The following is a 12,182-nucleotide window of genomic DNA, read 5'->3' as shown; positions in this document are numbered from 1 at the left end:
CGGCAAACCGGCCGCGGCTGCGCTGCATCTCGCGCGCACCGTTTCACGGCGGGCCGAGCGCCTGATGGTGGAACTGCGGAACGTCGAAGGCGAAATCGTCAGCGATGCTGCGATGCGTTATATCAATCGCGTCTCCGACTTCCTGTTCGTTGCCTCACGCGCCGTGAATGACAATGGCGCGCTCGACGTGCTATGGGTGCCCGGGCAGAACCGCTGAGATATTCGGGCCGGGATCGGGGCCCGCAAAGAGGGCTCCGATGTTCATACCGCTGCACGATGCCAACAGCCTGCGGCACATAAAACGGCAATATGTCACGCTGGCAATCATTGCGGTCAACGTGATTGCCTATCTGGTGACAGCGGTGGGCGGCACGGATTTTGCGTTTGCCGCCGCGCTCGGTCTTGGCTATATCCCCTCCGTCTCCAACGATCTGGCGGTGCTGCCGCCGGAGCTCGACCTGGTTCCGGAGCCGCTGACCTACATCACCTATTCGTTCCTGCATGGCGACCTGATGCATCTGGGTGGCAATATGCTGTTTCTGTGGGTGTTCGGCGACAATGTGGAAGACGCGCTGGGGCATTTTCGATACCTGATCTTCTATCTCGCCTGCGCTGTTGCTGGCGCCTATGTGCATGGTTTTATTGCGCCGGATTCCAATGCTCCGCTCATTGGCGCGTCCGGTTCCATCGCGGGCATCGTCGCTGCCTATCTGATCCTGCATCCAAGAGTGAAAGTCTGGGTGCTGGCATTTGCGCGCATTCCCATTCGCATCCCCGCCTTCATTCTTCTCGCGCTCTGGATCGGATTTCAGTTTCTGATGCTGGTGATCGATACGGAGAACCAGGTTTCCTGGGCCGCTCATGCGGGCGGTATTCTGGCTGGGGCTGTTCTGGTGTTCATCCTGAAGCGCGGCGATGTCCCCCTTTTCGACCGGCGGCTGGAAAAACCGCGTGCGGTGGAGCTTGAAAAACCAGATGCCGCTCGCCCGCTTGAAACCGAACAACCGCGCTGGGGGCGACAATAGGACATTTCTGCATATTGACGTGAACGTCAGGCCTCTCTACGGTCCCGCCAACTCCGGCAGCACGCCGCATGAGGGGGAGGAGGAGTGTTCTGAATTTCCCTGCACATGTCGGCATTCAGCCATCCGGCGGGTCCATCTGCTGGTATCCAGCATCAGAACCGAAGTCCACCATGGAAGGTGATTGCGCATGAAAGTCCTTGTTCCGGTCAAGCGGGTCATCGACGCCAATGTGAAGCCCCGCGTGAAGGCGGATGGCTCTGGTGTCGAGCTGACGAACGTCAAGATGGCGATGAACCCGTTTTGTGAAATTGCGGTCGAAGAAGCGATCCGCATGAAGGAAGCCGGCAAGGTCGAAGAAATCGTCGCCGTTTCGATTGGCCCGGACAAGGCGCAGGAAACGCTGCGCACCGCGCTCGCCATGGGCGCTGACCGTGCAATCCTCGTCAAGACCGACGATGCGGTCGAGCCGCTCGACGTTGCGAAGATCCTCAAGGGCGTGGCCGATGAAGAGAAGCCGGAGATCGTGATCCTCGGCAAGCAGGCCATCGATGACGATTCCAACCAGACGGGCCAGATGCTCGCGGCCCTGCTCAGCTGGAGCCAGGGTACGTTCGCTTCGGATGTGGAGCTTGCCGACGGCAAGGCCAGGGTCACCCGCGAGGTCGACGGTGGTCTGCAGGTGGTCGAACTGAAGCTGCCGGCCATCGTGACGACGGACCTGCGCCTGAACGAACCGCGCTACGCTTCTCTGCCGAACATCATGAAGGCCAAGAAGAAGCCGCTCGACACCAAGGCGCCGGGCGATTACGGCGTCGAGGTGAAGGCGCGGCTGAAGGTGCTCAAGACCGAGGAACCGGCGGGCCGCAAGGGAGGTATCAAGGTGGGCTCGGTGGCCGAACTGGTCGACAAGCTCAAAAACGAAGCCGGCGTGCTTTAAGCGGAGAGGGAGAGACAAGATGGCCATTCTTCTGGTTGCCGAACACGACAACGAAACCCTTTCCGACCAGACCGCCAAGGCGCTTGCCGCCGCGAGCCAGATCGGCTCCGATGTGGACATCCTGGTCGCCGGCAAGGGGGCGAGAGCCGCCGCCGATGCCGCTGCGAAGCTCGCCGGCGTGCGCAAGGTGCTAGTCGCGGAAAGCGATGCGCTTGCGGAACGCCTTGCCGAACCGCTTGCCGATCTCGTGGTTTCGCTGGCTGATGGGTACGACACATTCGTAGCCCCTGCGACGACCACCGGCAAGAACGTGATGCCGCGCGTGGCGGCCCTTCTGGATGTTATGCAGGTGTCCGACGTGATCGAAGTGGTCGATGCAAAGACCTTCAAGCGTCCCATCTATGCCGGCAATGCGATCCAGACCGTTGAAGCAACCGACGCCAAGCGCGTTGTGACCGTCCGCACGGCCTCCTTCCAGGCGGCGGGCGAGGGTGGTTCGGCTGCGGTGGAGAGCGTCGACGCTCCTGCCGAGGCCGGGCTCTCGTCATTCGTGGAAAACCGCATCGCTGAGAGCGACCGGCCGGAGCTGACCTCGGCCAGGATCATCATTTCGGGCGGCCGTGCGCTGGGCTCGGAAGAGAAATTCAACGAGGTCATCCTGCCTGTTGCCGACAAGCTGGGCGCCGCTGTTGGTGCTTCGCGTGCGGCGGTCGACGCGGGCTATGCCCCCAATGACTGGCAGGTCGGCCAGACAGGCAAGGTGGTCGCGCCCGATCTCTACATCGCCTGCGGCATTTCCGGAGCGATCCAGCATCTGGCCGGAATGAAGGACTCCAAAGTGATCGTTGCGATCAACAAGGATGAAGAAGCCCCGATCTTCCAGGTCGCCGATTACGGCCTGGTTGCAGACCTTTTCGACGTGCTGCCGGAGCTCGAAAAGGCGCTTTAAGCCAAACAAGAACACCGGAATCTCAGGCAACAGCCCCGCTTTCGAGCGGGGCTTTTTTTGGTCTCATTCAAAGGCGGCGGTGCCGGACGAATGTCGGGGAAGGATTTTGACCGCGGGGGTAGACGCCATTGCGCCTCCCATTTAGTTTGCAGCGCAACAACAGTGACGAAAGATGCGCATCGCATCTCACGGGGTTTTCGACATGACTGGAAAGATTGGGAAAGTGGGTGTGATCGGCGCGGGTCAGATGGGCAGTGGAATTGCCCATGTCGCCGCACTGGCAGGCTATAACGTAAAGCTCTACGATCTTTCCGCCGAGCGGATCGAGGCGGGCATCGCGACTATTTCCGGCAACATGGCGCGCCAGGTTTCGTCAGGGAAACTCGAGGATAAGGTTCGTCAGGGCGCACTGGCGCGCATCGCACCGGCCACCACCATGGAAGCGCTCGCCGACATGGACCTCGTGATCGAGGCAGCTACCGAGGATGAAACGGTCAAGCGCAAGATTTTTGCGCAGCTCTGTCCGGTGCTCAATCCGGAAGCCATCGTCGCCACCAACACCTCGTCGATCTCCATCACGCGCCTTGCCGCGCAGACCGACCGGGCCGAGCGCTTTATCGGCATTCACTTCATGAACCCGGTTCCGGTGATGAAGCTGGTGGAACTCGTGCGCGGCATCGCCACCGAGGACGATACGTTCGAGAAGGCGAGGGGCTTTGTTGAAAGCCTCGAAAAGACGATCACGGTCGCCGAGGACTTTCCCGCCTTCATCGTAAACCGCATCCTTTTACCGATGATCAACGAGGCGATCTACACGCTCTACGAGGGCGTCGGCACCGTGGAAGCCATCGACACGGCGATGAAACTTGGCGCCAACCACCCGATGGGTCCGCTGCAGCTTGCCGATTTCATCGGGCTCGACACCTGCCTGTCTATCATGCAGGTGCTCTATGAGGGATTGGCGGACTCCAAGTACCGTCCTTGCCCGCTGCTGGTGAAATATGTCGAGGCAGGCTGGCTTGGTCGCAAGACGGGGCGCGGCTTCTACGATTATCGCGGCGAGACGCCTGTCCCGACGCGTTAACGCCGGCTCGCTCCGGCTCTATTCAGCGGCCTGCCGCTGCGGTGTTTTGCGCCGCGTGGCAGGCTTTTTTGTTTTGTGCTGTGCGGCCGTTGCCGAAATCTCCTCCATGGGGAAGGCGTCGACAGCGATAACCTTTTCTACGGCTTCCCGCGCTTCGCGCAACTGTGTGAATTCGGCATCGCTGATGAGGTCCATATCGTGGGCCTCCTGTGCGTCGTTGATGTTCTTGGTCCGCATCTTCTTTTCGATCGGGGCGGCGTCGACGACAAGCTGGAAAGCGCGTTCCAGGTCCTTGAGCGGGTGTGCGTCATGCCCCTGTCCGAGATAGAGGTCCGGCGTCAGCCGGTCCCGTTGCTCCGATGGTTTCAGCAGGATTTCGGCAAGCCTTGTGATGAGCCTGTCCGAAGGCGCCGGGTTGGGAACGCCCGCAGGAAACGCGATCAGGCGCACCAGCCAGGCAGCCGGCCGCGCAGGAAGGTTGTCGAGAACACCACGGAAGGCAATGCCGATGCGCGCTTCACCAGCCTGCATGAGGTAATCGACGATTGGTTTGTCTTCAGCGAAACGCCCCTCGCTTTCATAGCGTTTGAGAACGGCCCCCAGAAGATAGAGTTCAGCGAGGATATCGCCCAGTCGTGCCGAGAGCATCTCTCTGCGCTTGAGCGACCCGCCAAGTGTCAGCAACGCGAAGTCCGACAGCAGCGCGAAGGCGGCCGAATGGCGCGAGAGCGTTTTCCAGTGGTGGGGCATTGCCGCACCTTTTGGCGCAGGGCTGAGGAAACCGCCCGTCCAGCCGCGCAGGAAGGCACGACCGGCGGTCTTGAAAGCATGGCCGACATGCTTCCAGAAGGTTTCGTCGAAAAGATCGAGTCCTTCCTCCCTGTCCTCGTGTGAGAGCGCCAGAAGTTCTTCCAGCATATAGGGGTGGGAGCGAATTGCACCCTGACCGAAAATCATCAGATTTCGGGTGAGGATGTTGGCGCCCTCCACGGTGATGCCGACCGGCACCGCGCGATAGGCCGCTCCCATGTAGTTGCTCGGTCCGTCTATGATTGCCTTGCCGCCGTGAATGTCCATGGCATGCTCGACGGAACGGCGCATGCGCTCTGTTGCGTGATACTTCATGATGGCCGAAATGACCGAGGGCTTGTGTCCCTCGTCCAGCGCCGCAAGTGTCGTACGCCGTGCGGCGTCGATGAGATAGGCATTGCCGCACAGCTCGGCCAGCGGCTCCTGAATGCCCTCAAACATGCCGATTGGCACGTTGAACTGCGTGCGTACCCGGGCATAGGCGCCGGTGGCGCGTGCGCACATGGCGGCGGATGCGGCCGACTGCGAGGGAAGCGAGATGCTGCGCCCGGCAGCGAGCGCCGTCATCAGCATGGTCCAGCCCTGACCGATCTGCTTCTCGCCACCGAGAATGTGGTCGAGCGGCACGAAGACATCCTCGCCATAGAGCGGTCCGTTCTGGAAGAAGGTGAACTGCGGAATATGCCGATCGCCGTGACGCACGCCCTTTGTGCTGGTTGGCAGCAGCGCGACGGTGATGCCCAGATCCTCGCCGCGACCCAGATGATTCTCCGGATCCTGCATCTTGAAGGCGAGACCCATCACGGTGGCCACGGGCCCGAGCGTGATGTAGCGCTTGTGGAAGTTGAGGCGAAGGCCAAGCACCTTCTTGCCCTTCCAGGTGCCGTATTCCACCACGCCGGTGTCTGTCATGGCTGCGGCATCGGAGCCGGCATGCGGGGAGGTGAGGCCGAAGCAGGGGATTTCGCGCCCGTCGGCCAGCCGCGGCAGCCAGTGCTTGCGCTGCGCGTCGGTGCCGAAATGCATGAGCAGTTCGCCCGGACCAAGCGAGTTGGGCACCATGACCGTCACGCCGGCGACAATGCTGGCGGAGGAGAGCGTGCGCACCACCTCCGAATGGGCGGTGTTGGAGAAGCCGAGTCCGCCAAATTCTTTCGGGATGATCATGCCGAAGAATTTGTTCTTGCGCATGAAATCCCATACGGCGGGTGAAAGGTCGCGGTCTCGCCAGTTGAGCGTCCAGTCCTCGACCATGGCGCAGAGCTGGCGCACCGGACCATCCATGAAGGCCTGTTCCTCTTCGGAAAGGCGCGCCGGCGGCATGGCCAGAAACTGCTCCCAGTCGGGGTTTCCGGTGAAAAGTTCGCCGTCCCACCATACCGTTCCTGCATCGATCGCCTCCCGTTCCGTCTCCGAAATCGGCGGCATGATCTTGCGGGCCCAGTTGTAGATGGGCTTCGAAACGCGGTCTCGGCGAAAGGTCTTGAAACGCATGGCCGGCCTCCAGTGTTGTGGCAATATATCAGGCTTGCCCCTGTGAGGCGAACGGGTGGCGCTGCGGGATGGTTCCCGTCTGTCGGTTCAGCCGCGCAGGCGGTTTCGCAGAATGCGCAGACGATTGCGCACGCGGCGCGCGAGGCCTAGCTGGGCCGCTGCCTTGCGAACATGGCGATCCGCATCCGGGGTGAGCCCGACCACCATCGTTCCCAATGGGCGGCGTTCGCTCCACAGACGGCTCATCACCGGGTGATCGGGCACGGCGCAGGAGTCCGTCATGACAATGTTCGGGTCATCGAGATGGGTTTTCGTGACCTCGATCATGAGGAGCGTGCCTGGAGAATATGTGGCGAAGGCTTCGTCATAGGCCGTTTTCCACGTGTAGGCCGTGCCGTTCTCAATGAAGACGATCAGGCAGGCGATGACCGTATCGTCGAGCGTCAGCATGTGGATGCGGCACATGTCGCGTTCACACAGCCGGTGAACCGCCTCGCGGGCAAAGGCAGCCCGATAGCGGTCGATCGCCATGGCCGAGCGCTCGCGCCCCTTCCAGCCGGACGCTTCGAGCGTGAGAAAGGCCTCGATGCCATGCCGCACTTCGTCTGGGTGGCGGGCGATTTTGTACTCGAGATTGCCCAGTTCTCCGAGACGCCGCTTGAGGCGCCGGAACTCGCGATAGTGATGCGCGCGCAGCGAATCGCGCAGATATGTGTCGCCGTCCAATGCGCTTTCGAGGGTCGGGCGCTCGACCCGGTTGGTGATCTGGAGGGGCAGGTTGCGTGCGTCCACCACCGTGCGCAGGATCGCAGCAAAGGCCCCGTCGAGGCCGACATCCGGGAGGACGAAAACTCCGGGAAGATCAAGATGCGGGCGGGCCAGCATGGCGAAGAAGTCTTCTATCACGCCGGCCGGATCGTCGTAGTCGACGAGCGGTGTGCCGAGCGGGCCGAATGGATTGGCCCAGGTGCGCAGAACGGGGACGCTGAAGGGCAGAACCGGGCGCTCGACGGTGAAGGGCACGAGAAGGCGCAGACGGCTGCGGTCCTCCGTTCCGTCACGAATTACGGCAAGCCGGACTTCGCGGTCTTCCAGCCGCGGCATGGCCGGTGCAGGAACCGGGGGTTGAAGAAGATGTTTGTCTCGATCGAGCGCGCTGCCAGATAATCCAGCTCATCCACGAGTTCGAAGCCAGCTGACGCCGGATAGACGGCGAGCTTGCGTTTTTGATCTTCTGTGCTCAGAGAAGCAAGACGATCCGTATCGGGTTCGAGCGTCGCGTCGCGAGACTGATCGCTCCCAGTGCCCACCGCGCCGCCGCTTGTCTCTTCAAGGAGAGGGGGGATACTCAAGGGGTGGACTCCTTTCGAATGCCTGGAAGAAAGACCAGCATGCGGATGCCAAGCTTCTGCCAGGCCGTGAATGAAAGCGTGGCTGCTTCGAAAAGAATGGCGATACCCGTGGCGATCGCTGCGCCCCACAGGCCGTAGAGCGGTATCAGGATCATGTTGAGCCCGATATTGATACCAAGTGTGACGGCATAGATGGCGGCGCAGATCTTCTGGTGGCCGCTCATGGTGAGCAGGCTTTCTGCGGGCCCGACAGCGGCGCGGGCGACGACACAGGAAACGAGCAGGAAGAGGAGAGGATAGCCGGCTGTAAAACCGCTGCCGAAAAGCATTAGCATCGGTTTGCCGATAACGAGCACGACGACACCCATGGCGAGCGATGGCCAGAATGTCCAGCTGACGGTTTCCGCAGCGAAGGCCGCAAGCCCGCTGCGATCTCCGCCATGCATATAGGCCGAATAGCGCTGCGCAACGCTCGCCTTCACCGCGAAATAGACGAAATGCACCAGTGCCAGCGTCTTCACGGTGGCAAAATAGACGGCCACGTCGGTTGGAGCCATATAGCGCCCGACCATGAGGACGTCCGCATTGGTGAGCAGGAAATAGAAGCTTTCGACGAGGAAAATCGGCAGTGACACACTCACCCAGTGCTTCATCGCAAAGCGGGGTTTGACGGCGGGCAGGTTTCTGTCGACGCGGGTGGTGATGCTTACGAACTGTATGAGCGTCGTGACGTAAGTTGCAATGATGGCCGTGACGATGGCGGTTTTCGCGTCGGGCGCGTAGCCCGTCAGAACGGCTATCGCCATGAATAGCAGAATGAGCACGGGGCGTATGAAATAGGCCGGCAGCAGCGCCCAGATAACCCATGCATTGGCGCGTGAAACACCCTGCAGCAGGTCGCTGAGCGCCAGCATCGGCAGGCAGATCAGGCCGAGATAGAAGGGTACGATGTAGTAGGATTCGATAACAGGCTCGAGGAAACGAAGCCCCACAAGACCAGAAAGCATGAAAAGCGTCGACGTGCCGAGCACGAAAAGCCTGCCGGCAATATTCACGCCGCGCAGTTCCGCAGTGGCGCCTTTTGTCCGGTATTCGGGGATGAAGCGGATGATTGCCGTGTGAAAGCCGAGGCAGGAAATATTGCCGAGGATGATCATTGTCACCCAGACGAGCACATAGATGCCGTATTCGAAACCGCCCATCCAGCGCGCCAGAAACACCTGGCTGAAGAAGGCGATCACGGCGTTGATGATGCGGATGGCAAAGGCGATGAGCGCGTTGCGGCCCGCCTCTCCGCGTGCATCGCGGGCGCTGAACAGGCTGTCGACTTTTGAAAGCCATGGGCGCGCGCGCTCGGCAAGCTGCGTCGGCAGCAAGCGATCACCGGTTGCCGTGGCTGAAAAACGCACCACCCCACTCCTCTCAAGACAGCTGCTGCCCGCTTTAACGCAAACTGTTTAAGAATAAAGAAAGGCCCACTCCTAATGCATGTCGCTTTCAAATGAATTCATTTGAAAGACAACGAACATGCATCATTTAAAAGTGTTACAGCGTCCTTTGCGCGTCTTATAAGACGCGCGGCGCTGTAGCCGGCTTTCGAGTGCACAGACAAAAAAAGCCGGGCGTAACCCGGCTTTTGACTACATTTCCTGTGCAGTTGCCTCAGGCGAAAGCGCCGTGGCAGTGCTTGTATTTCTTGCCGGAACCGCAGGGGCATGCCTCATTGCGGCCGACCTTGCCCCAGGTCGTGGGATCGTTCGGGTCGCGTTCCTCCGCAGGTACGACACTGCTTTCGCTGGGTGCAAGGGTCATCGTGTCGCCACCGGCAAATTCATCCTCGCCTGTGGAACCATCTATATGATGAGCCTGCATGTCGGGTGCTTCAGGCGGCGGGGCATCGGCGGCCTCGCGGACCAGTTCGACACGCATGAGCTGCGAAGTGACCACCTGACGCAGATTGCTCAACATGGCCTGAAACAGCTCGAAGGCTTCGGTCTTGTATTCGTTGAGAGGATCACGCTGGGCGTAGCCGCGGAAGCCGACAACCGAGCGCAGATGATCGAGATTGACCAGATGCTCGCGCCACAGATGGTCGAGGGTCTGCAGGAGGATGGACTTCTCGACATAAGTCATGATGTCGGGCCCGAAGCGCTCTGCGCGATCTTTCGCGGCAGCCTCTGTCGCCTCGGTGATACGCTCGCGGATGTCGTCCTCGGCAATGCCCTCTTCCTGCGCCCATTCCTCGATGGGCAGATCCAGGTTGAGCGAGGCCTGCACGGCCTCACGGAGCTCTTTGGTCTCCCATTGCTCGGCATAGGCCTTCTCGGGGATATGCCGGGCCACCAGATCGTCGACCGTATCCTGGCGCATTTCGGCGACCGTTTCGGAAAGGTTCTCGCCGTCCATGAGTCCGATGCGCTGCTCGAAGACGACCTTGCGCTGGTCGTTCATCACGTCGTCGAACTTGAGCAGGTTCTTGCGGATGTCGAAGTTGCGCGCCTCGACCTTCTTCTGCGCCTTTTCAAGCGCCTTGTTGATCCAGGGATGGACGATGGCTTCGTCTTCCTTGAGACCGAGTTTCTGCAGCATCCCGTCCATCCGGTCGGAGCCGAAGATGCGCATCAGATCGTCCTGAAGCGACAGGAAGAACTTCGAACGGCCGGGATCGCCCTGACGGCCTGAACGTCCGCGCAACTGATTGTCGATGCGGCGGCTTTCATGGCGTTCCGTCGCCAGAACATAGAGACCGCCTGCGGCGAGCGCCTGCTCTTTCAGTTTTTTCACATCCTCGCGGATGGCCTGCTCTTTCGCGTCACGCTCCGGGCCGGCTTCCATGTCGCCCAGTTCTTCGGCAATCCGCATGTCCGGGTTGCCGCCGAGCTGGATGTCGGTGCCGCGGCCGGCCATGTTGGTGGCAATGGTGATCGCACCGGGCTTGCCTGCCTGCGCAACAATGAAGGCCTCGCGCTCGTGATGGCGGGCATTCAGCACCTCGAAATCCTTGACGCCTTCCTGGCGCAGGCGTTCGGCGAGGAACTCGGATTTCTCGATCGAGGTCGTGCCGACGAGAATCGGCTGCCCCTTGGCGCTGGCTTCCTTGATCTCCCGGACGATGGCCTTGAACTTCTCTTCGACGGTCCGGTAGACCTCGTCGTCTTCGTCAAGGCGCTGGATCGGCAGGTTTGTGGGGATCTCGATGACTTCGAGGCCGTAAATATTGCCGAACTCCTCCGCTTCCGTCGATGCCGTGCCGGTCATGCCGGCCAGCTTGTCGTACATGCGGAAATAGTTCTGGAAGGTGATCGAGGCGAGCGTCTGGTTTTCCGGCTGGATCGCCACATTTTCCTTGGCTTCGAGCGACTGGTGGAGGCCTTCGGAGAAGCGGCGGCCGGGCATCATGCGGCCGGTGAACTCGTCAATGATGACGATCTCGCCATTGCGGACGATGTAATCCTTGTCGCGCTGGAACAGCTTGTGGGCCTTGAGCGCATTGTTGAGGTGGTGGACGATGGCGACATTCTCGATGTCGTAGAGCGAATCACCTTTGAACAGGCCGGCTTCGCGCAGCATGTTCTCCATCTTTTCCGTGCCTTCTTCCGTGAAGGTCGCGGTGCGCTGCTTCTCGTCGACTTCGTAATCGTCTTCTACGAGATGCGGAATGAAGGTGTCGATCTTGTTGTAAAGTTCGGAGCGGTCGTCCAGCGGACCGGAAATGATGAGCGGCGTGCGCGCCTCGTCGATAAGGATCGAGTCCACCTCATCGACGATGGCGAAGGAATGTCCGCGCTGCACCATCTGGTCGCGCTCATACTTCATGTTGTCGCGCAGATAATCGAAGCCAAGCTCGTTGTTGGTGCCGTAAGTGACGTCGCAGGCATAAGCCGCACGGCGTTCCTCATCCGACATGCCGTGCACGATGACGCCCGTCGACAGGCCGAGGAAGCCATAGAGCCGCGCCATCCACTCGGAGTCGCGCTTGGCCAGGTAATCGTTCACCGTCACCACATGCACGCCCTTGCCGGACAATGCGTTGAGATAGACGGGAAGGGTGGCAACCAGCGTCTTGCCTTCACCGGTTTTCATCTCGGCGATGCAGCCATCATGGAGCACCATGCCGCCGATGAGCTGTACGTCGAAGGGGCGCATGCCCAAAGCACGCTGCGAAGCCTCTCGCGCCACCGCAAAGGCAGGAACAAGAATGTCGTCGAGCGATTTTCCTGCGGCAAGTTCCTTGCGGAACTCTTCGGTTTTTCCGCGCAATGCCTCGTCGGACAGCGCCTTCATTTCGTCTTCGAGCGCGTTGATCGCGGCGACGCGCGGGCGAAAACCCTTGACGCGGCGATCGTTTGAGGAGCCGAAAACCTTGCGGGCGAGACCGCCGAGACTGACCATCCAGTGGTCCTTTCACTTCCTGACAGACGGCACGTATGGAGCGGGGTTCAAACCCCGCTCGTGCCGAGCGAGAGCAATTATATAACAATCAACGCCCGGAAAACGGTTCTGGACGCAGGACATCAGGACAGATAAGAGG

At 60.6% G+C, this 12,182-nt stretch carries 8 protein-coding genes and 1 pseudogene; 5 read left to right on the top strand and 4 right to left on the bottom strand.

Features of this window, described 5'->3' with window-relative positions:
* From JCM21793_RS12315 to JCM21793_RS12295, 5 genes are all read left to right on the top strand, one after another.
* Nucleotides 1-217: ATP:cob(I)alamin adenosyltransferase (locus tag JCM21793_RS12315; RefSeq protein ID WP_025030564.1), on the top strand; the 217-nt coding region annotated here is incomplete at its 5' end.
* Between the two features lie 40 nt (nt 218-257).
* Nucleotides 258-1,025: a rhomboid family intramembrane serine protease gene (locus JCM21793_RS12310; protein ID WP_025030563.1), complete on the top strand. Its 768-nt coding sequence runs from the start codon at nt 258-260 to the stop codon at nt 1,023-1,025.
* Between the two features lie 187 nt (nt 1,026-1,212).
* Nucleotides 1,213-1,962: an electron transfer flavoprotein subunit beta/FixA family protein gene (locus tag JCM21793_RS12305; RefSeq protein WP_025030562.1), complete on the top strand. Its 750-nt coding sequence runs from the start codon at nt 1,213-1,215 to the stop codon at nt 1,960-1,962.
* 19 nt (nt 1,963-1,981) lie between these two features.
* Nucleotides 1,982-2,911, top strand: coding sequence for an electron transfer flavoprotein subunit alpha/FixB family protein (locus JCM21793_RS12300; protein WP_025030561.1), 930 nt, complete (start codon nt 1,982-1,984; stop codon nt 2,909-2,911).
* 202 nt (nt 2,912-3,113) lie between these two features.
* Nucleotides 3,114-3,995, top strand: coding sequence for a 3-hydroxybutyryl-CoA dehydrogenase (locus JCM21793_RS12295; protein WP_025030560.1), 882 nt, complete (start codon nt 3,114-3,116; stop codon nt 3,993-3,995).
* An 18-nt stretch (nt 3,996-4,013) separates the two neighbouring features.
* Here JCM21793_RS12295 and JCM21793_RS12290 read toward each other — a convergent pair whose 3' ends face one another.
* The 4 genes and pseudogenes from JCM21793_RS12290 to secA all read right to left on the bottom strand — a co-directional run bounded on the left by JCM21793_RS12290 (nt 4,014) and on the right by secA (nt 12,043).
* Complete coding sequence (locus tag JCM21793_RS12290) at nt 4,014-6,299, bottom strand: acyl-CoA dehydrogenase (RefSeq protein ID WP_025030559.1); 2,286 nt, start codon at nt 6,297-6,299, stop codon at nt 4,014-4,016.
* Between the two features lie 87 nt (nt 6,300-6,386).
* Nucleotides 6,387-7,609 (bottom strand): annotated as a pseudogene (locus tag JCM21793_RS25630) (GNAT family N-acetyltransferase).
* Between the two features lie 38 nt (nt 7,610-7,647).
* On the bottom strand, nt 7,648-9,060 hold the full coding sequence (locus JCM21793_RS12280) for a lipopolysaccharide biosynthesis protein (RefSeq protein ID WP_025030558.1): 1,413 nt from the start codon (nt 9,058-9,060) through the stop codon (nt 7,648-7,650).
* Nucleotides 9,061-9,313: 253 nt separating this feature from the next.
* Nucleotides 9,314-12,043: a preprotein translocase subunit SecA gene (gene secA, locus JCM21793_RS12275; RefSeq protein ID WP_025030557.1), complete on the bottom strand. Its 2,730-nt coding sequence runs from the start codon at nt 12,041-12,043 to the stop codon at nt 9,314-9,316.
* Nucleotides 12,044-12,182 lie beyond the last annotated feature (139 nt).

This window comes from Nitratireductor aquibiodomus NL21 = JCM 21793 (genome assembly GCF_000615975.1).
Lineage (GTDB): Bacteria > Pseudomonadota > Alphaproteobacteria > Rhizobiales > Rhizobiaceae > Nitratireductor > Nitratireductor aquibiodomus.
The sequence above is the reverse complement of the archived record's forward strand: the minus strand, read 5'-3'. Positions and strand labels throughout refer to the sequence as shown.

Coding starts and splice junctions, on each gene's coding strand:
- secA (WP_025030557.1), bottom strand. CDS start 12,043: ATGGTCAGTCTCGGCGGTCTCGCCCGCAAGGTTTTCGGCTCCTCAAAC.
- JCM21793_RS12290 (WP_025030559.1), bottom strand. CDS start 6,299: ATGCGTTTCAAGACCTTTCGCCGAGACCGCGTTTCGAAGCCCATCTAC.
- JCM21793_RS12295 (WP_025030560.1), top strand. CDS start 3,114: ATGACTGGAAAGATTGGGAAAGTGGGTGTGATCGGCGCGGGTCAGATG.
- JCM21793_RS12310 (WP_025030563.1), top strand. CDS start 258: ATGTTCATACCGCTGCACGATGCCAACAGCCTGCGGCACATAAAACGG.
- JCM21793_RS12300 (WP_025030561.1), top strand. CDS start 1,982: ATGGCCATTCTTCTGGTTGCCGAACACGACAACGAAACCCTTTCCGAC.
- JCM21793_RS12305 (WP_025030562.1), top strand. CDS start 1,213: ATGAAAGTCCTTGTTCCGGTCAAGCGGGTCATCGACGCCAATGTGAAG.